This is a genomic window from Curvibacter sp. GW821-FHT09D12, from assembly GCF_059416245.1.
The window spans coordinates 162,083-181,397 of record NZ_JBWKOU010000011.1 but is presented as its reverse complement, the minus strand read 5'-3'; the positions used below and the strand labels follow the sequence as shown (position 1 = coordinate 181,397).

At 66.7% G+C, this 19,315-nt stretch carries 21 protein-coding genes and 1 pseudogene; 17 read left to right on the top strand and 5 right to left on the bottom strand.

The features are described from left to right. Positions 1–89: 89 nt before the first annotated feature. The 3 genes and pseudogenes from AC07PT_RS18790 to AC07PT_RS18780 form a co-directional block, all read right to left on the bottom strand. Positions 90–509 (bottom strand): annotated as a pseudogene (locus AC07PT_RS18790) (transposase); the annotation flags it as partial. Positions 510–556: 47 nt separating this feature from the next. Then, the gene (locus AC07PT_RS18785) at positions 557–1,228 is read right to left on the bottom strand and encodes a hypothetical protein (protein ID WP_494657697.1); all 672 of its coding nucleotides are present in this window, start codon (positions 1,226–1,228) and stop codon (positions 557–559) included. 43 nt (positions 1,229–1,271) lie between these two features. After that, a complete protein-coding gene (locus AC07PT_RS18780) occupies positions 1,272–1,784 on the bottom strand; it encodes a GNAT family N-acetyltransferase (RefSeq protein WP_494657696.1) in 513 nt (170 codons plus the stop codon). Positions 1,785–2,240: 456 nt separating this feature from the next. Here AC07PT_RS18780 and AC07PT_RS18775 point away from each other — a divergent pair, with 456 nt between their 5' ends. From AC07PT_RS18775 to AC07PT_RS18695, 17 genes are all read left to right on the top strand, one after another. Continuing rightward, positions 2,241–2,930: a globin family protein gene (locus AC07PT_RS18775; protein ID WP_494657695.1), complete on the top strand. Its 690-nt coding sequence runs from the start codon at positions 2,241–2,243 to the stop codon at positions 2,928–2,930. A 124-nt stretch (positions 2,931–3,054) separates the two neighbouring features. Beyond that, positions 3,055–4,092 carry an LLM class flavin-dependent oxidoreductase gene (locus tag AC07PT_RS18770; protein ID WP_494657694.1) on the top strand — a complete coding sequence of 346 codons (1,038 nt, stop codon included), beginning with the start codon at positions 3,055–3,057 and terminating at the stop codon, positions 4,090–4,092. Positions 4,093–4,227: 135 nt separating this feature from the next. Further along, positions 4,228–5,022, top strand: a complete 795-nt coding sequence (locus tag AC07PT_RS18765; RefSeq protein WP_492345847.1) for a TOBE domain-containing protein — start codon at positions 4,228–4,230, stop codon at positions 5,020–5,022. Between the two features lie 125 nt (positions 5,023–5,147). Beyond that, positions 5,148–5,507, top strand: coding sequence for a CidA/LrgA family protein (locus tag AC07PT_RS18760; protein WP_494657693.1), 360 nt, complete (start codon positions 5,148–5,150; stop codon positions 5,505–5,507). Continuing rightward, positions 5,497–6,228, top strand: coding sequence for an LrgB family protein (locus AC07PT_RS18755; RefSeq protein WP_492345845.1), 732 nt, complete (start codon positions 5,497–5,499; stop codon positions 6,226–6,228). Before AC07PT_RS18760 ends, AC07PT_RS18755 begins: the two co-directional genes overlap by 11 nt. A 197-nt stretch (positions 6,229–6,425) precedes the next feature. Next, positions 6,426–7,940, top strand: coding sequence for a class I adenylate-forming enzyme family protein (locus AC07PT_RS18750; RefSeq protein WP_494657692.1), 1,515 nt, complete (start codon positions 6,426–6,428; stop codon positions 7,938–7,940). Beyond that, complete coding sequence (locus AC07PT_RS18745; protein ID WP_494657691.1) at positions 7,937–8,182, top strand: PaaI family thioesterase; 246 nt, start codon at positions 7,937–7,939, stop codon at positions 8,180–8,182. Before AC07PT_RS18750 ends, AC07PT_RS18745 begins: the two co-directional genes overlap by 4 nt. Then, entirely contained in the window at positions 8,179–9,177 is a 999-nt protein-coding gene (locus tag AC07PT_RS18740; RefSeq protein ID WP_494657690.1) for a tripartite tricarboxylate transporter substrate binding protein, read from the top strand. Before AC07PT_RS18745 ends, AC07PT_RS18740 begins: the two co-directional genes overlap by 4 nt. A gap of 5 nt (positions 9,178–9,182) precedes the next feature. Beyond that, positions 9,183–9,998 (top strand): SDR family oxidoreductase, encoded by an 816-nt coding sequence (locus tag AC07PT_RS18735; RefSeq protein WP_494657689.1) that lies wholly within the window; start codon positions 9,183–9,185, stop codon positions 9,996–9,998. Then, the gene (locus AC07PT_RS18730) at positions 9,998–10,294 is read left to right on the top strand and encodes a PaaI family thioesterase (protein ID WP_494657688.1); all 297 of its coding nucleotides are present in this window, start codon (positions 9,998–10,000) and stop codon (positions 10,292–10,294) included. Before AC07PT_RS18735 ends, AC07PT_RS18730 begins: the two co-directional genes overlap by 1 nt. Before the next feature lie 71 nt (positions 10,295–10,365). Next, positions 10,366–11,373, top strand: a complete 1,008-nt coding sequence (galE, locus tag AC07PT_RS18725) for a UDP-glucose 4-epimerase GalE (RefSeq protein ID WP_494657687.1) — start codon at positions 10,366–10,368, stop codon at positions 11,371–11,373. 179 nt (positions 11,374–11,552) lie between these two features. Next, the gene (locus AC07PT_RS18720; RefSeq protein WP_494657686.1) at positions 11,553–12,587 is read left to right on the top strand and encodes an ABC transporter ATP-binding protein; all 1,035 of its coding nucleotides are present in this window, start codon (positions 11,553–11,555) and stop codon (positions 12,585–12,587) included. A 78-nt stretch (positions 12,588–12,665) separates the two neighbouring features. Continuing rightward, positions 12,666–13,952 carry an ABC transporter substrate-binding protein gene (locus AC07PT_RS18715; RefSeq protein WP_494657685.1) on the top strand — a complete coding sequence of 429 codons (1,287 nt, stop codon included), beginning with the start codon at positions 12,666–12,668 and terminating at the stop codon, positions 13,950–13,952. A 4-nt stretch (positions 13,953–13,956) separates the two neighbouring features. Further along, complete coding sequence (locus tag AC07PT_RS18710) at positions 13,957–14,877, top strand: ABC transporter permease (protein ID WP_494657684.1); 921 nt, start codon at positions 13,957–13,959, stop codon at positions 14,875–14,877. 10 nt (positions 14,878–14,887) lie between these two features. Further along, positions 14,888–15,781 carry an ABC transporter permease gene (locus AC07PT_RS18705; RefSeq protein ID WP_494657683.1) on the top strand — a complete coding sequence of 298 codons (894 nt, stop codon included), beginning with the start codon at positions 14,888–14,890 and terminating at the stop codon, positions 15,779–15,781. Further along, on the top strand, positions 15,778–16,497 hold the full coding sequence (locus tag AC07PT_RS18700) for a GntR family transcriptional regulator (protein ID WP_492345824.1): 720 nt from the start codon (positions 15,778–15,780) through the stop codon (positions 16,495–16,497). The genes AC07PT_RS18705 and AC07PT_RS18700 overlap by 4 nt, the downstream gene beginning before the upstream one ends. An 18-nt stretch (positions 16,498–16,515) precedes the next feature. Next, positions 16,516–17,196 (top strand): aspartate/glutamate racemase family protein, encoded by a 681-nt coding sequence (locus tag AC07PT_RS18695; RefSeq protein WP_494657682.1) that lies wholly within the window; start codon positions 16,516–16,518, stop codon positions 17,194–17,196. Between the two features lie 31 nt (positions 17,197–17,227). On the opposite strand, the gene aroE is transcribed toward AC07PT_RS18695, so the two are convergent. Together aroE and AC07PT_RS18685 are read right to left on the bottom strand one after the other, a co-directional pair. After that, positions 17,228–18,049, bottom strand: a complete 822-nt coding sequence (gene aroE, locus AC07PT_RS18690; RefSeq protein WP_494657681.1) for a shikimate dehydrogenase — start codon at positions 18,047–18,049, stop codon at positions 17,228–17,230. A gap of 29 nt (positions 18,050–18,078) precedes the next feature. Next, entirely contained in the window at positions 18,079–19,308 is a 1,230-nt protein-coding gene (locus AC07PT_RS18685) for a CaiB/BaiF CoA transferase family protein (RefSeq protein WP_494657680.1), read from the bottom strand. Between the last annotated feature and the right edge of the window lie 7 nt (positions 19,309–19,315).

Genomic DNA, 19,315 nt, shown 5'->3' with positions numbered 1-19,315 from the left:
ACTCAGAACCTATCAAGACGACGGAATCAGCACTGGATAAAGCGGCTCGGCGCGCATGAATTAGGCGACAACTGTCTTGACACGCACCGCCAGCGCTTCTTCTCGGCAATCTTGAGCACTTCGTTGAAGAATTCGACGACCGCGTCGTGCTCAATCAACCGCTCACGGTTCTTGGCGAAGACGCTGGGCACCCAGACCTCGTCGTCCATGGACAGGCCGATGAACCAGCGAAAGAGCATGTTGTATTGGACCTGCTCCATCAACTGGCGTTCTGAGCGCACGCTGTAGAGCACCTGCAGCAGCATGGCACGCAGCAGTTTCTCTGGCGGCACACTGGGGCGCCCACCCCGGGAGTCGGCCTCGTACATGCGCGAGAACAAGGCGTCCATCTTGGCCAGGGCTTGGTTGACCATCTTGCGCAGGGGGCGCAGTGGGTGCGAGGCCGGCACGAACTCGTCGAGCTTGCGAAAGGAAAACAGGCTCTCGGTAAAGGTGTCGGTGCCGCGCATGAGGTCAGAAATTCCAGGGTGCCAGGAGCTTACCGCCGGCGATCTCATCAACTGCTCTGGTCGGCGAGGTATTTCTTCAGCCTGCTAAGGCGCTCCGCTCTCTCTATGAGAGTAGAAAAGCCGAGTTGAAATCGGGCATATGCGTCCCGCGTTCGCTGGTCTGCTGCGTCGCCAACTTGGGCGAACAAATGATTGCATCCGCCCTCAAGCCAATCTGACGATCGAAGCCGGGTCCACATGGTGGGGCCGATGTCGTGCCAGTCATTCTTGTGCCATCCGGCAGCGTGAAACCGCGCCAATGCTTCCACTATTTGAACGCTCCGTGCGAAGCGCGGAGGCAATGGGGCGTCACTGGGACGCTCATGCGAAATAGACAGATCCTCCAACAGCAGCCACGTTCGTCCCGTCTGTTCGTCAATTCCACCGCCATAAAAATGGGGCACGGCGGTGGAGTTCAAGCGTTTCGCCACATTCTCGTAAAACGGCAACTCCGGTTGCCCGAATCCCGCATGAGACACCTTTAATACAGCATGAGTCGGCGCATCAACACTGCGATTCCACTTCAGCGTCACTCCAACCAAGTCCGAGAGGTAACCAGGGGCATCGACTTCTCTGGCAGTAGCTGACAGCAGTACGGCGCCGTCCAGTTGTACGTGCCGAGAAATATGTTGCGCCAGGTCTTCAGGGGTGAGCAAGCGCCTCAAAATCAAACTGTCCATCTAGGTCCTTGGGGAAACTTTGAGTGGCAATTTCTGGCCGTCTTCAGACTGAGACCACAAGCGTCATGTGTTGACTGTCATAGTAGTTACCGTCAAGAAAAACTGCCTCTGGTTCGAGCCCATAGCGCTGAAAGCCGAGAGACTCGTAAAGAGTCACGGCGGCTTGGTTGGGCACGAATACGGACAAGTTGACCCGCCGTAGTAAGTTCTGGCGGGCATGATCAAGAGCCCGGTTGACGACCTGCCTGCCGAGCCCATAGCCACGGAAAGCAGGGTCAACGAAACATCCCCATAGAACCGCTTTGTGTGTTGAGGAAGAAAATTTGCTTGTCCAAGCAAGAGCGGCACAAGCGCGCAGTCGCCCATCTACGAGAACTCCGAATGCGGCGTTCGGTGCGGGAGCCGACAGTTGATCCCGAAATCCTTGAAGGGGGCGAGTCAACTCCTCTTCTAGGGTCAAGCCCATCGGCAAGGGATTGTCTGCGGTAACAACCCGACGCAGTGCTGAAAAATCCTCTGCATCTGAAGCATCCAACGGACGTACCTGAATATTCATACCTGTCTACTTTCACGGAAATCACGAATAACTGCTTCCGAGATTTATCGGCTGATTACGAAGTCTCGTTTCTGGCCGGATTCCGCCCCCCAGCCAAGGTTTTCGGGAGGCAATCCGCCCAAGTGCGAGCCCATTCCGATCACTCAGCACGGCACTTCCCACTCCGCTCCAAAAGCCTCTTGAGTTGCTCCGCTGAAACCTGGCTCCACACCTGTCCGCACGCCCTGCAGGCCTGGAACGGTTGCCCATTTCAAGGTCACTCCTGATAGGTCTTGGCCATGCTATCAGGCCCTCACTATCGAGGTCACGGCGACGGCCACGGGGTTGCGCCGTGAGGCTGTGTTGGCACCCCAGTCGCTGGAGCCGGGCACGCAGCTTGCAATGCTTTGTCGACCTATGTAGCTCGCTACATAAACACGACAAGCCCTGTGCCAACCCTGACAAAGCCGACACGCCATGAACACCACTGCACCTCGACCCGGCCCCACGCAACATCAACGCACCGGTCTGCCAGCAGCCCCCGGCAGGGCTGCCGAGGGGCCCAGCGCGCGCTACATCCCGTGCTCGCGGGCCTGCTACCAGACCCTGGTCTGGCCACGGGGGGCGGGAGGCACTGCCGGCGGCGGTGGCGGTGGTGGTGGCTGGCAGGGCGAGCCGGTCCAGCCGGCAGGCTCGTTGCACCAGCGCCTGCCGCAACTGCCCCAGCCGCCGCACCGGCTGTTGGCCTTGTGCAACGAAGAGGGGCTGCGCAGGCTGGTGGCCTTGCACATGGCGCGCCTGCGCAGCACCCCGCTGTTTGCCCAGGCTGGGCCCTGTTTTGATTGCGTGGCGCAGCGTGTGGCCGATTTTGTGGTCGAGTCTTGCGGCGGGCCGCTGTATTACAGCCAGCGCCACAGTCGGCTGCAAGCCGGCTATGGCCTGCCCTTGTTGCTGGACCCACCGGGCCGCGAGCTGTGGCTGGTGCAGCTTTGGCACGCCATGGACGATGCGGGCCTGGCGCCCGCCCTGCAGGCCGACTATTGGAATTGGGCCGAGCCCCTGTCGGTGCATTTGCTGGCGCCCCAGGCCCGGTACGCAGGCCTCAGCCGCTACCCCTACGACACGGTGCGCAGTTGGTTTCTCAACGCCTCGCCTCGGGGGGGCTGAGCGGCGCGGTTCTTGCGCTGCGCCCTTCAACCCTGGTCTTGATTCCTCTTCGCGCCGCGCCCTGCAGGGGCCCGCTGTGCCGAGGCCTTTGTCAGAAAGCCCGCCTGTGTCGTCTTTGTCGCAAATGTCGTCTTTGTCGCCCGCGCCGGGGCTCACCCGCCTGGGCGTGTTCCTCAACGTGGAAGACCCGCACCACGACCCGGCCGGCGCCTTGCTCGAGCTGGTGCGCACGGCCGTGGCGGCCGAGGCTCAGGGCTACGAATCGGTGTGGCTGGCCGAGCACCACCACAACGGATTTGCGATTGGCAGCGCTCTCACGGTGTTGCTGGGCCACGTCGCGGCGCTGACCACGCGGATTCGCCTGGGCACCGGGGCGGCCCTGTTGCCCCTGAACGACCCGGTGCGCATCGCCGAGCAGGTGGCCACGCTGGATTTGCTGAGCCAGGGCCGCATCGAGTTCGGCGTGGGGCGAGGGGGGCCGTTTCCGGAGCAGTACCGCCAGGTGGGCCTGGCCTCGGCCGATGAGGCACGGGCCCATCTGCATGAGGCGCTGGCGCTGATCCGGCGCCTGTGGGCCCCGGTTCAGGGCGATGGCGACAGCGATGGGGGCGTTGATTTTGCGGGCCGCTTCTACCAGGTCAGCAACCTGCGGCTCGAGCCCAAACCGCTGCAGCGCACGGTGCCAGTGTGGCTGGCCAGCCTCAGCCCCGACTCGTGTGCGCTGGCCGCCGCGAACGGCGACGGCCTGATGGCCACGCCTTCGTCCGATCTGGCGCAGGTGGCCCAGGTGGTGCAGGCACAGCGGGCCCGGCAGGGAGGCTTGCGTTTTGCGATCGCGCGCTTCTTTCATTGTGAGCCCGACCATGGCCAGGCCCTGGCGCACGGCCTGGCCGGGGTGCGCGCCTATCCGCTGGAGATGGGCGTGCAGTTTGCGCCGGGCAAGCGCCCGCCCATGTTCGAGCCCGATGCGCCTGACGAGGTGATCCTGGCCAATGCCGTGATCGGTGACCCGGCCCATTGCCTGGCCCAGGTTCAGCGCCTGCAGGCCTTGCTGGGCCCGCATCTGTTGCTGCTCAAGCCCGCCGCGCATGAGCCTGCCCAGGCACGCGCGGCGTTGGGCCTGTTCATGTCGGAAATGCGACAACAAGGCCTGGCCCAGTGATTGCTTTGCCACACCAGCCGATTTTGCAATGCGCCCTCGCGGGCCTTGCCTGCCACCCCATGCCCCTGACCCTTGCTGCCCTTGCTTGCTTGCCACACCTGGCGCCCTGGGCCTGCGCGGCAACCGAAAGAGCGCATGGCTGACTCGACCCTGCTCAGTGGCGACCTGAGGCTGGCTGGGCGCCTTGACGGGCGCTTTTTCGAGTTGCTCGAGGCCCTGCACGCCACCGGCTCGATCAACCGCGCGGCCCGCGCCGCGGGCTACACCTACAAAGGCGCCTGGCTGATTCTGGAGAGTGCGGCCAAGCTGGCGCACGAACCCCTGGTGGAGCGCGTGGTGGGCGGGCGCGGCGGCGGCGGCACCCGGCTCACACCGGCCTCGCTGGGCCTGCTGGCCGCCTGGCGCCATCTGCAAACCCAACAAGCCGCCTTCTTGCGCCAGCAAGAGGCCTGGCTCACCCAGCAACCGGCACTCGCCGGGCTTTTAAGGAGCGTTTCCATGAAGACCACCGCACGCAACCAGTTCGCCGGCAGCATCACGGCCATTGAGAGCGGCCCCGTCACCACCCAGGTCTGTGTGCAGATCGCTGGCGGCCATGAGGTGGTGGCCACCCTGACCAGCAAGGCGGCCGAGCGCCTCAAGCTGGCGCTGGGCAAGGCCGCCATCGTGATGATCAAGTCGTCGGCCCTGGTGCTGGTGACCGACTTTGGCGGCTACGCTCTGTCGGCCCGCAATCAGTTTGCTGGCACCCTGTCGCGGGTAGAGCGCGGCGCCGTGTCCTCGCTGGTGGTGGTGACCCTGCCCGGTGGCATGCACCTGACCGCCAGCGTCACCAACGACGCGGTGGACGCCCTGGCCCTGGAGGTGGGCCAGGCCGCCACCGCGGTGTTCAAGGCCTATTCAGTGATGGTGGCCGTGGCGGAGGATTGAGCACAGGGCAGGGGGCCTGGCCGCAAGCACCGGGTCGGGGTTTGACCAGCCTCGGGGTGCGGGTGTCGGCCCACGGGGTTGCGGCGTTATAAAGGCGTTGTCAGCCCATCCGACAAGGAGCCCCCGTGATCCATGGTTTTCTGCAATTGCTGGCCTTTCAGGCCTTGGGCGAGTTGTGCAGTCGCTTTGCACTGCCCTTCATTCCCGGGCCGGTGCTGGGCCTGGTGCTGCTGCTGGCGTACCTGGGGGTGCGCGGCACGGTGCCTGCCAGCATCGACCTGGTGGGCAGCGGCATCCTGCAACACCTGGGCCTGCTGTTCATCCCGGCCTCGGTGGGCGTGATCATGTACCTGCCCTTGCTGGGGGCCAACGCGCTGGCCCTGGGCCTGGCCCTGGTCTTGAGTGTGTCGGCCACCATCGCGGTGACGGCGCTGGTCCTCAAGCGGGCGGCCCGCCCCAGCCCGGAGGACGAGCATGCGCCCTGATCTGCCCCCCATCCACGAAATCTGGGTGTACCTGGCGGGCAGCCCGTTGTTTGCGCTGCTGCTCACCCTGGGGGCCTATGCCTTGGGGTTGTTCTGCTACGAGCGCAGCCGGCGCAACCCCTTGGCCAATCCGGTGCTGCTGGCCCTGCTGGTGGTGGCCCTGGGCCTGTACCTGGCCGACATGCCCTACGCACGCTACTTCGAGGGGGCCCAGTTCGTTCACTTTCTGCTGGGCACGGCCACGGTGTCGCTGGCGATCCCGATCTACAAAAGCTGGGCGTCCTTGCGTGGGCGCTTCGGGGTGCTGCTGCTGGCGCTGGCCGCTGGCGGAGTGTGTTCGATCGTGGTCGCGGTAGGCGTGCTCACCCTGTTCCATGCCGATGCCACCCTGGTGCGCGCCATGTTCGCCAAATCGGTCACCGCCCCGATTGCGATGGGCATGGCCGAGCGCATCGGGGCCTCGCCCACCTTGACGGCGGTGTTTGCGGTCAGCACCGGCATCCTGGGCGCGGTGCTTGGGCGCTATGTGCTCAATGCCTGCCGTGTCACGGCGTGGTGGCAGCGCGGTTTTGCACTGGGCGTGGCCGCCCATGGCATCGGTACCTCACGGGCCTTCAGCGTGCACCCGGCCGCCGGCACCTACGCCAGCCTGGGCATGGGCCTGCACGGCATTCTTGGCGCCACGCTGATCCCGGTGGTGCTGCGCTGGGTGTCGGGCTGAGGCGTCTCCAGGGGCGCTAGCTGCGCCAGTCTCGGGTCAAGGGTTGCAGGGGCCGCACGAGCCGCAGGAGCAAATGGGGGGCGTGTCGTTTTTCGCCAAGTGCATTGGTCAATCCAGCCATTGGCGGGGGCGGGCCGGGCGCCCTACGCTTGGCGCTCGAACCCTCCGATCGACCTTTCACCTGAGTAGCGACCCCCGTGTACCTGACCCAAGGCCTGCACCGTTCACTGCAGCGACACCCCGACAAGCCCGCTTTGCGCCACGTCGGCGACGGCGATGTTCGAGACCATTCCTTTGCTGAGTTGCTGGGCGACATTGCCCGGCATGCGGCGGCGCTGCAGGCCCGTGGCGTGGGGCCCGGCGACCGCGTGGCCTTGCTGGCCCCCAACCACGACCGCTTGGTGCGGGCGCTGTTCGCTTGCTGGTGGCTGGGCGCCGTGGCCTGCCCCCTGAACGTGCGCTGGAGTGCGCCCGAGCTGGCCTATGCCGTCAGTGACAGCGGCGCCAGCCTGTTGGTGGTGGACGAGGCCTTGGCGGGTGGGGTGCGTGATCTGGCCCTGCCCATGATCGATTTTGAGCAACTGGCCCATGAGGCCCAACACGTGCAGGCGCTGCCCGACGTGCGCGCGGGCGGCGACACCCTGGCCGCCATTCTTTACACCGGGGGCACCACGGGCCGATCCAAGGGTGTGATGCTCAGCCACGCCAATTTCTGGACGGCCTCGATGACCCGGGGCGCTGAGCTGAACAACGCCCCCGGGTCGGTCTCGCTGCTGGTGGCACCGCTGTTCCATGTGGCCGGGCTGGGGCGCCTGGTGGGCCAGACCCTGGTGGGGGGAACCTGCGTGACCCTGGCGCATTTCAAGCCAGGCGCGGTGCTGGAGGCCGTCGAGCGCCATGGCATCAGCGATGTGATCGTGGTGCCCACCATGCTGCAATCGCTGCTCGATGACCCAGGCTTTGCGCCCGAGCGGGTGCGCAGCCTCAACCGGATTGCCTTTGGCGCCGCGCCCATGCCGCCCGATCTGCTGGAGCGGGCTTTGCAGGCCTGGCCCCATGCCGAGTTCTTTCAGGCCTACGGGCTGACCGAGACCGCGGGTGCGGTCTGCATCAACCTGCCCGACAACCACCGCAACCCGGCGGCCCTGGCCCAGGGGCGTTTGAATTCGGTGGGCCGGGCCGGGCTGGGGGCCGAGATCCAGATCGTGGATGAAGGCGGGCGCGAGCTGCCGGCGGGCCAAGTGGGGCAGATCGTTGTGCGTGGCCCCATGGTCACCCGCGGCTACTGGCGTCTGCCCGAGACCAGCGCCGAGGCCTTGCGCGACGGTTGGCTGCACACGGGCGATGCCGGGCGCATGGATGCGCAGGGCTACCTGTTCATCGTGGACCGCCTCAAGGACATGATCATCTCCGGGGGCGAGAACATCTACTGCGCCGAGGTGGAGAGCGTGCTGCGCACCCACCCGCTGGTGTCGCAGGCGGCCGTCATCGGGCGACCCGACCCGCATTGGGGCGAGGTGGTGCATGCCGTGCTGGTGCTGGTCGAGGGGGCGGGTGCCGAGCAACTGCCGCTGCCCGCTTTGCGCGAGTGGTGCCATGAGCGCCTGGCGGGCTACAAATGCCCGCGCGGCCTGAGCCATGTGCCGGCGCTGCCCTTGTCGGCGGCCGGCAAGGTGCTGAAGACCGTGCTGCGTCAGCAGTTGGCGGCATGAGCGGGCTCCAGGCGGTGGCCGGCACCAACCCGCGGCAGGTCTTCAGCCAGGTGCCCTTCATGGCCTGGCTGCAGATGCGGCGCGAGTTTTCGGAGGGCGGGCGGGCCCGGCTGAGCATCGACGCCCGCGCAGAACTGGGCAATGTCATCGGTGCGGTGCACGGCGGGGTGTTGGTGGCAGTTGGCGCCGTCGCGCTGAGCCGTTTTTCGTTCGACCCCCAAAAGACCAGGAGACATCTATGAACCTCAATTTTCAGCGGCCCAATCGGCGCCATTGGGTGGTGAACCTGCTGGCGGGCCTGTCGGCGCTCGGCTTGGCGGGCACGGCGACGCCGGGGCGGGCCAGCGAGCGCTTTCCGAGCAAGCCCGTCCAACTGGTGCTGCCTTTTCCGCCCGGGGGCTCGTTCGACCCGGTGTTCCGCTCGCTGGCCGAAGCCGCCTCGCGTGAGCTGGGCCAGTCGGTGGTGCTGATGCACCAGCCCGGCGCGGGCGGCGTGGCGGGCACGGCCAACCTGGCGCGCATCGCCGAAGGCGATGGCTACACGATCGCCGTCATGCACAACTCGGTCATCCGCGCCCCGTTGGTGCAACGAGTGAACTGGGATCCGATCAAGGATTTCACCTACATCGGGGGCTTTCTCGGCCTGGTCACCGGGGTGTGCGTGGCGCGCGATGCGCCCTGGAAAACCTTCGACGACCTGATGGCCGATGCCAAGGCCCGGCCGGGCGCGATCAGCTGGGGCAATGTGGGCGCCATCAGCATCAACCGCATCACCGCCGAGCGCATGGCCCGTGGCGCCGGCACCTCGTTCAACATGGTGTCGTTCAAGGGCGGGGCCGAAGCCTTTCAGGCCTTGATCGGGCGCCATCTGGATGTGTACGCCGACCCCGGCTTTGGCCCCCAGGTGCAAGGCGGTCGGGCCCGGCTGCTGGCCGTGTTTCTGGATCAGCGACACAAAAGCTACCCCGACGTGCCCACCCTCAAAGAGCTGGGCTACCCGGTCTCGATCGATTCACCGGTGGGCCTGGTGGCACCCAAGCGCCTGCCGCCCGAGGTGCTGCAGCGGCTGCACGTTGCCTTCCGCAAGGCCGCCAGCGACCCGGCCTACCTGAAGCAGCTGGACGCCTTCGACATGCTGGCGCAACTGAGCAGCCCGCAGGAATACACCGATTACGCCCGCGCCCAGTACGAGCGCGATCAGAAGATGCTGGCCGAGATCGGCTTCAAACTGGATTGATCCCCATGAGCAACAACCCCTTCGATTTTCAAGGCCGCCACGTGTTTGTGGCCGGCGGTTCGTCCGGCATCAACTTCGGCATTGCCCAGGCCTTTGCCGAGTCCGGTGCCCGCATCAGCCTGATCAGCCGCTCGGCCGACAAGGTCGGCAGCGCCGTGGCGGCCTTGCAGGCCACCGACGCCGAGGCCTTTGGCCAGGCTGCCGACGTGCGCCAGCCCGAGGCGGTGGCGGCCGCCCTGGCCGCGGCGGCCGGGCGCTTTGGCCCCATCGATGTGCTGGTGTCGGGTGCTGCGGGCAACTTTCTGGCGCGGGTGCTCGACATGTCGCCCAATGCCTTCAAGACTGTGGTCGACATCGACCTGATGGGCAGCTTTCACGTCGCCCGCCTGGCCCACGAGCACTTGCGCCAGCCCGGGGCCTGCGTGATCCAGATCTCGGCCAGCCAGGCGTTCACGCCCACGCCCTACCAGGCCCATGTCTGCGCCGCCAAGGCGGGGGTGGACATGCTGACCCAGGTGCTGGCCATGGAGTGGGGGCCGCAGGGCATCCGCGTCAATTCCATCGTGCCGGGACCGATTGCCGACACTGAGGGCCTCAAGCGCCTGGCCCCCACCGCCGACACCCTGGCCCAGATGGCCCAGCGCGTGCCCCTGCGTCGCCTGGGCCAGGTGAGCGACATCGCCCGCATGGCCCAATGGCTGGCCAGCGACTGGGGCAGCTTCATCACCGGGGCCATCATCCCGGTGGACGGGGGGCTGTCCTTGAGCGGCCCGCGCGATTTCTCGGCCGCTGCCGAAGCCACGGCGCGAGGCCCGCGCTGATGGGCGCAGAGGCTGCCCGCCAGGCAGACCTGCAGGCCGACGCCGAGTTGGCGCAATGCCTTTTACTGCATCAGGCCCTGCGGCAGGCGGCCCGCAGCCGCCTCGCCGATGGGGCCCGCCTGCTGGCGATCACCGACCTGAGCCAGGTGTTCAGCGCCGCCCCCGAGGGGCCGTTGCAGGCCCACGGCCAGGTCACAGGCGGTGGGCGCTCGGTGTGCTTTTGCGAGGCCGAGCTGCGTGACGGCGCGCAGCGCCTGGTCGCGCGGGCCATGGGCACCTTCCGCTATCAGCGATAGCGCCCGGGCACGGCTTGAATGGGGCTGGCGTTCGCCACAATAGGGCCTCTTGCGTCCCAGCTCTCACCACCATGATTCTTCTGACCGGCGGCACCGGCTTCATCTGCAGCCACACCGCGGTGGCCCTGGCCCAGGCCGGGCTGCCCTGTGTGCTGCTCGACAACCTGGCCAACAGCCCGGAGTCCACCCTGCAGGGCCTGGCCCGCATCACGGGCCAGGCGCCCTTGTTTGTTCAGGGCGATGTGCGCGATGCGGCCTTGCTCGACACCTTGTTGGCGCGCTACCCCATCCAGGCCGTGGTGCATGGCGCCAGCCTCAAGGCCGTGGGCGAGGGCTTGGCCCAGCCCGCGCTCTACCATGACAACAACGTGGGCGGCACGGTCACGCTGATCCGGGCCATGGAGCGCGCCGGGGTGCGGCGGCTGGTGTTCTCTTCGTCATCCACGGTCTACGGCAATCCCGCAGCGCAGCAACTGGCCGAGAGCGCTCCCCTGGCCCCGTTGAACCCCGAGGCCCGCAGCAAGGTCATGGTCGAGCAGATGCTGCACGACGTGGCCGCCAGCCACCCTGACTGGCGCATGCTCAGCCTGCGCTGCTTCAACCCGGTCGGGGCGCACCCCAGCGGCCTGCTGGGCGAGGCGCCTCGCGGCCAGACGCTGAACCTGCTCACGGTGATGGCCCAGGCCGCCGCCGGCCAGCGCCCACCCTTGAGCATCTTCGGCAACGACTACCCCACGCCCGATGGCACCGGGGTGCGCGACTACATCCACGTGATGGACCTCGCCCTGGGCCACCTGGCCGCCGTGCGACAGGTGCTGCAAGAGGGGCCGCCCACGCAGGAACGTCACCGCATCCTCAACCTGGGCCGTGGCCAGGGCCTCTCGGTGCTGCAACTGCTGCAAGCCTTTGAGCAGCACACCGGCCACCCCGTGCCTCACCAGTGGGCACCGCGGCGTGAGGGCGATGCGGCCTGCTGGATGGCTGATGTGACGGCCGCGCGCCAGCACCTCGGTTGGCAGGCGGAGCTGGGCCTGGCTGACATGTGCATCGATGCCTGGCGGTGGCAGGGCGGGGTTTAACGGCCGCTGTCCTGCCCCTGGGCTCATAAAGCCCGCCTTCTCCGGGTGCACAGAGCACCAACCTGCAGCGCAGCCCAAGCCGCTAGGTTGAACCCTGTGCACCCTCCTGGTGAAAATTGTGTGCAATCTATAAAAAATATTGTGTACAAAGTTGGCACGGACTGTGCTCAGTCTTGGGCATGGACGCATCAAAGACCTCATCCGGCCCGTTGGCCTCGCGGGCTACCGGCATTGAACTGATTGCACTGAGCAAGCGCTACGAGGGGGGCAGTGTGGCGGTGAACGCCATCGATCTGCGCATTGCCGAGGGCAGCTACTGCTGCCTGCTGGGCCCTTCGGGCTGTGGCAAGAGCACCACCTTGCGCATGATTGCGGGGCATGAATCGGTCAGCAGCGGCGACATCCTGATGGGCTCACGCAACATCACCGACCTGCCAGCGGCGGCCCGGGGCACGGCCATGATGTTTCAGAGTTTTGCGTTGTTTCCGCATCTGACGGCGCTCGACAACGTGGCCTTCAGCCTGAAGATGAAGGGCGTGCCCCAGGCCGAGCGCCGGCAGCAGGCCCAGGCCCTGCTGGAGCGGGTGGCCATGGGCCACCTGGCGCAGCGCTTGCCGGCCGAGCTGTCGGGTGGCCAGCAACAGCGCGTGGCGCTGGCGCGGGCGCTGATGAATCACCCCAAGGTCTTGCTGCTGGACGAGCCGCTGTCGGCGCTTGATCCGTTCTTGCGCATCCAGATGCGGGCCGAGCTGCGGCGCTGGCAGCAGGAGCTGGGCCTGACCTTCGTCCATGTCACCCACTCGCAGGAAGAGGCCATGGCCCTGGCCGACACCATGGTGGTGATGAATCACGGCGTGATCGAGCAGGTGGGCTCGCCACACCAGATCTACAACCGCCCGGTCAACGAGTTTGTGGCCCGTTTCATGGGCGGGCACAACGTGTTGCGCCTGCCGCAGGGCCTGACCGCCGTGCGCAACGACCACCTGCAACTGGGCACCCCGGCCGAGGCCTGCCCCAGCCTGGGCGGCACGGTGACCGATGTCGAGTACCAGGGCAGCCATGTGCTGCTGGGCGTCGAGGCCATTGACCAGCAAGGCCCCACCGGCGTCACCGTGATGGTGCCCGAGGCCCGCTTTGCGGAGCAGCCGGTGCAACTGGGCCAGGCAGTGAGCCTGTGGTGGCAGCCCCAGCAGGCCCACGCCCTGGCAGCGTGATGTGTCCCAAACGATTTCTTGTCTTTCCCCGCGTGACGTCTTTCTCTTCAACTTCCTTTCACTTCTGGAGCTTTGACCATGTCTGATTCCCAGTCCTCTTTCACGACCGATGTGTCCCAGACCGCCGTGCAGCGCCGCGCTTTGCTCAAGGGCACGGCGGGCATCCTGGCCGCGGGCGTGTTCCCGGCCGTGCATGCGCAGGAGAAACCCGTGCTGCGCTACCTGGGCACGGCGGTCAACCAGGACAAGGCCATCGCCGAGAAGTTCAAGGCCGACACCGGCATCACCCTGCAGTACGTGGCGGTGACCACCGATGACGTGACCAAGCGCGCCGTGACTGCGCCCAACAGCTTCGACCTGATCGACACCGAGTACTTCTCGCTCAAGAAGATCGTGCCGACCGGCAACCTCAAGGGCATCAGCACCAAGCGCGTGAAGAACGCTGACAAGATCACTTCGCTGTTCACCAGCGGCACCGTGGCCGGCAAGCTGGTGGGTGATCAGGGCACGGCGCCCAAGAAGGTGATCTTCCTGGAGGGCGAGAAGAGCAAAGCCTTTGCCAAGGCCCCCACCGAGTGGATGTCGCTGATCCCCACCACCTACAACGCCGACACCCTGGGCATCCGCCCCGACCTGATCAAGCGCCCGATCAGCTCTTGGGCCGAACTGCTGAACCCCGAGTTCAAGGGCAAGGCCGCGATCCTGAACATCCCCTCGATCGGCATCATGGACGCCGCCATGGTGGTCGAGGCCAAGGGCATCCACAAGTACGCCGACAAGGGCAACATGAGCAAGGCCGAGATCGACCTCACGATCAAGACCCTGATCGAGGCCAAGAAGGCGGGGCAGTTCCGCGCCCTCTGGAAAGACTTCAACGAGTCGGTCAACCTGATGGCCTCGGGCGAGGTGGTGATCCAGTCGATGTGGTCACCCGCCGTGACCGCCGTGCGCGGCAAAGGCATCGACTGCGTGTTCCAGCCGCTCAAGGAGGGCTACCGTGCCTGGGCCTCGGGCTTTGGCCTGCCGGCCACGCTGTCGGGGGCCAAGCTGGATGCGGCCTACGAGTTCATCAACTGGTTCCTCGATGGCTGGGCCGGTGCCTACCTGAACCGCCAGGGCTACTACAGCGCCGTGCTCGACACCGCCAAGGCCAAGATGGAGGCCTACGAATGGGCCTACTGGATGGAGGGCAAGGCTGCCACCCAGGACATCAAGAACCCCCACGGCGAGGTGATTGCCAAGGCGGGCAGCGTGCGCGATGGCGGCAGCTACGAGCAGCGCATGGGCGGCATCGCCTGCTGGAACGCGGTCATGGACGAGAACGAGTACATGGTGCGCAAGTGGAACGAGTTTGTCGCGGCCTGACCCCATGAGCCCGGTCGCTGCCCCCACCCAGGCGCCGGCCGGCGCCGCGGCGCGCGGGCTGCCTGCCTGGTGGCAGGCGGCCCCTTTCAGTGCGGTGTTCGCACTGTTCTTCGTACTGCCCCTGTTGCTGGTGCTGATGGTCAGCTTCTGGCACTTCAACGAGTACGAGCTGATCCCTGGGTTCACCTGGCACAACTATGCCGCCATCTTCGAGGGCTGCAGCCAGCGCACCGAGCAAGGCGATCTGTGCGTGACCCTGAGCACCTACCTGTCCACGCTCAAGTTTTGCGCTCTGGTGTGGGGCATCACCTTGGTGCTGGGTTTTGCGGTGGCTTACTTTCTGGCCTTCCACGTGCCGTCGGCGGGCCTGCAGACCGGTCTGTTCGTGCTGTGTACCGTGCCGTTCTGGACCTCGAACGTGATCCGCATGATCTCCTGGGTGCCCCTGTTGGGCCGCAACGGCCTGGTCAACCAGACCCTGCAGGGCCTGGGCCTGATCCAGACGCCCATCGATGGCCTGCTGTATTCGGATTTCTCGGTGGTGCTGGCCTTTGTGCACCTGTACACCCTGTTCATGATCGTGCCCATCTTCAACAGCATGATGCGCATCGACCGCAGCCTGCTGGAGGCTGCCAGCGATGCAGGGGCCTCGGCCTGGCAGACGCTGTGGCATGTGATCGTGCCGCTGTCGCGCACCGGGGTGCTGATTGGCTCGATCTTCGTGATCACCATCGTCATGGGCGATTTCGTCACCATCGGCGTGATGGGCGGGCAGCAAATCGCCTCGGTGGGCAAGATCATCCAGGTGCAGACCTCGTACCTGCAGTTTCCGCTGGCGGCGGCCAATGCCGTGATTTTGCTGGCGGTGGTGTTGATGATCATCTGGGGCCTGACCCGGTGGGTCGACATCCGCCGTGAGTTGTGAGGAGGTGAGCATGTCCAGTTCCATGACCCGTCGACGCGCCCCCGGCTTCTGGCCGCTGGCCCTGGTCTTTGCCCTGTTCGTGGCCTTTCTGTACGGCCCCATGCTCACCATCGTGGTGCTGAGCTTCCAGGGGCCCGAGGGCGGGCTGACCTTTCCGTTGCGTGGGGTGTCGCTGCACTGGTTTGCCCAACTGGCCCAGGGCCTGGGCACGGTGGACATCGGTGCCGCCTTTTTGCGCTCGCTCGGCCTGGGGGCCATGGTGATGCTGCTGACCGTGGTCCTGTCGGTGCTGGCGGGGCTGGCTTTTCGCAAGCGGCTGCGTGGCGGGCAGGTGCTGTTCTTCGTCACAGTGGCCAGCCTGATCATGCCCTCCATCGTGGTGTCGCTGGGCATCGGGCTGCAGTTTCGCCTGCTCGACGACGGGCTCAAGGCTTTGCTGGCCTGGGCCGGGGCAGATTCGCTGCTCGAAGGCTATGGCAGTTCACTCGGGCTGATGACCTCGGCGCTCGGTGCTCACCTGACCTGGTCGCTGCCCTTCGGGCTGCTGATCATGTTCGCGGTGTTCAACCGTTTCAACCCGGCCTATGAAGAGGCGGCCCGCGATCTGGGGGCCACGCCCTGGCAGACCTTCCGCCATGTGGTGCTGCCCCTGATCGGCCCCTCGGTGGTGGGCGTGGGCATGTTCGGTTTCACCTTGAGCTGGGACGAGATCGCCCGCACCTCGCAGGCCATCGGCGACGTGAACACGCTGCCGCTGGAGTTGCAGGGCCTGACCGCCACCGTCACCACCCCGGCCATCTATGCGCTGGGCACGGTGACCACGGTGGTGTCATTCGCGGTGATGGGACTGGCCGTGACCGCGGCCGCCGGTATGAAGCGGCGCCGCCGCAAGGAAGCTCGATGACTTTGACCGCCGAAACCCCTGTGCCCCCCCTGAGTGACAGCGAGATGTACGAGCGCATCGTCTCGGCGGTGCTGGACCACCACCTGCCGCCCGGCACCAAGCTGGTCGAAGACAAGCTGGCCACGGCCTTCGGGGTGTCGCGCACCCGCATCCGGCCGGTGCTGGTGCGCCTGGCCAACGAGCAGATCGTCACCCTCACCCCCAACCGCGGCGCCACCATCGCCCAACCCACCGAGCAGGAGGCCCGCGAGGTGTTTGGCGCCCGCCGCCTGATCGAACCCATGCTGGTGGAGCTGTTCATCCAGCGTGCCAGCATGGGCGAGGTGCAGCAACTGCGCGACAGCATCGAGCAGGAGGAGGCCGCCCGGGCCCAGGGTGACATGCGCCGCGCCATCCGGTTGTCGGGCGACTTTCACCTGCGCATTGCCGAAGGCTCGGGCCACCAGACCCTGGGCCGCATCCTGCGCGAGCTGGTGTCGCGCACCTCGCTGATCCTCATGACCTACAGCGCGGCCCATGCCCGCGAGCGTGAAGAGGCCACCGCCTGCGGTTGCCGAGAGCACCGGGCGCTGATTGACGCCATCCGCCTGCGCGACCCGGCCGAAGCGGCCCGCCGCATGCGCGACCATTTGGCCCGACTGGAGTCGCAGCTGCATTTTGGGCCCGATGTGGCGGCGCCGCCTGACCTGCTTGCCCTGCTGGGCGGTGCGAGCTGAAGCGCTCATGAAACGCTCATGAAACGCCTTCTGGTCATCAATCCCAACACCTCCGAGTCGGTGAGTGCGCTGCTGCAACAGCACATCAGCCAGGCCTTGGCGGCCCGGGCGCCCGCCCTGGCGGCGCAAACCGTGACGGCGCGATTCGGCGCCCCCTACATCGCAGACGAGGTCAGCTACCAGGTGGCCGGCCACGCGGTGCTCGATGCCTGGGACGCCGAGCAGGCGCGCGCCATGGCACCGCCTGAAGCTGTGCTGATCGGGTGTTTTGGCGACCCCGGCCTGTGGGCCCTGCGGGAGTGTTCGCCCGTGCCCGTCACCGGCCTGGCCGAGGCAGCCTTCACCGAGGCAGGCCGCCTGGGGCGGTTTGCCGTGGTCACCGGTGGCGAGCGCTGGGGTCCGATGCTGCAGCGCCTGGCACTGCAACTGGGCTTTGCACCGCAACTGGCCGGGGTGTGGACGGTGGCACCCAGCGGTGCCGAGATGGCCGCCGACCCGGAGGGCGCTCAGCGTGTGCTGGCCCAGGCCTGCCAGGCCGCCCAGGCGCAGTGGGCGCCAGATGCCCTCATCATCGGTGGCGCAGGTCTGGCCGGCATGGCGGCTCGCCTGCAGCCCGACTTTGATGGGCCGCTGATCGACAGCGTGCAGGCCGGCGTGCGCTGGATGCTGGAGCAATTGGCGACCACCCCGGTGGCTTGATGCCCGGCCGTGCCTCGCGCGCAGCCGGTGTTCACACCAGAGGCACAGTCAGCTGTTCGATCACGGTGCGGGTCTCAGGTCGGACACCACGCCACCAGGCGAAGGCCTCGGCGGCCTGCTCGGCCAGCATGCCGACGCCATCGGCCCATTGGGCCACGCCGGCACCTTGAGCCAGTCGCAAAAAGGGTGTCAGCCCTTTGCCGTAGGCCAGCTCGTAGGCCAGCGTACAACTGGCAAACACCGAGACCGGGACCGGGGGCAACTCGGCGTGCAGGCTGGCCGAGGTGGCATTGAACACCAGATCGAAATTCTGGCCCTGCAGCGCCGGCAGGCTGCTGGCGCGCACCGCCCCTTGTTGGGCGCCGATTTGCGCCAGGGCCTGGGCCTTGTCGAAGCTGCGGTTGGCAATCACCAGTTCGGCCGGCTGTTCGGCCAGAAAGGGCAGCAGCGCGCCGCGCGCGGCCCCGCCCGCGCCCAACATCAGCACGCGTTTGCCGCGCAAAGGCTGGCCCAGGTTGTGCACCACGTCGCGTACCAGGCCCACGCCATCGAAGTTCTCGGCCAGCACGCGCTCGCCGTCGAACTTCATTGCATTGGCGGCCCCGGCCAGCCGGGCCGCGGGCGAGTGCTCGGTGGCGTAGGCAAAGGCATCAAGCTTGAAGGGCGCGGTGATGTTGAGGCCCCGCCCGCCCTGGGCGCGAAAGGCGTCGACCGTGGCGGCAAATCGGCCCAGCGGGCCCTCGATGCGGGTGTAGTCGATGTCCTGGCCGGTGGCTTGGGCAAAGCTGCCGTGGATCAGGGGGGATTTGCTGAAGGCAATCGGGTTGCCGATGACGGCATAGCGGTCGGTCATGGGGAGAGGCTCCGGTACAAGGTGGGAGGTCAGCGGCTGAACAGCACGCCTTCGGCCTGCAGGGCGGCGATCTCGTCGGCGCTGTAGCCCAGGGCGGCGGCCACCTCGGCGTTGTGTTGGCCCAGGTCAGGGGCCACCTGGTGCACCGTGGTGTCGCACTCTGAAAACCGGAAGGGCAGATTGGGCAGGCGCAGCGTGCCATAGCGCGGGTGTTGCTGCTCCAGGAGCATGCCGCGGGCCTGGATCTGCGGGTCGTCGATGACCTCGTCGATGCGCTGCACCTTGGCGGCCGGCACATCGATGCCGTCCAACAGGGCCAGCACCTGGGCCACGGTGCGTTGCGCGATCCAGGGCTTGACCACGGCCAGGATCTCTTCGCGCCCGGCGTTGCGGCCGTTGGCGTCGTGAAAGCGGGTGTCGGCGCCAAAACCCGAAGGGCCGCCGTGTTGCTCGACCAGGGCGGCAAAGCGTCGCCAGGCGTCGTCTACCTGGGCGGCCAGCACCAGGTCGCCGTCCTGGGCGCGGAACACGCCATACAGGGTGGAGGTGGGCATGTCGTGTCCGGTCTGCTGGGGCAGCACCTGCCCGCCCGACAGGGTGTAGCACTGCACCGCGTACTCGTGCATCGAGACCAGGGTGTCGTACAGGGCCATGTCGATGTGCTGGCCCCGGCCACTGCGCTCCCGCCCCAGCAGGGCTGCATTGATGGCGGCCACCGCGTGGATGCCGGTGTACATGTCGCCCAGCGAAATGCGCAGCAAGGGCGGCGCCTCGCCGGGGCTGCCCACCATCTGCATGATGCCGCTCTTGGCCTCGGCGATCAGGCCGAAGCCGGCCCGGTGCGAGTCAGGGCCGGTGTGACCGTAGGCCGAGATCGAGCAGTACACCAGGCGCGGGTTGCGCGCGGCCAGTTCGGCGTAGCCCAGGCCCAGCTTGTCGAGCGCGCCGGGGCGGTAGTTCTCGATGAACACATCGGCCGAGTCGCACAGGCGGTGCATGAAATCCTTGCCCCGCGGGTCGCGCATGTTCACGCTCACGCCTTGTTTGCCCATGTTCAGTTGCAGAAAGTAGCCGCTTTGCTGCTCGTCGATGATGTGGCTGTGCTGGCGGCCGGCGTCGCCGCCACCGGGGCGCTCCACCTTGATCACTTCGGCGCCCAGGGCGGCCAGGCAGCGGCCCACATAGGGGCCGGCCAGAAAGTGGCTGTAATCGATCACGCGCAGGCCGGCCAGCGGCAGGGCTTGGGTTGTGGGGCTCATGAAAGGC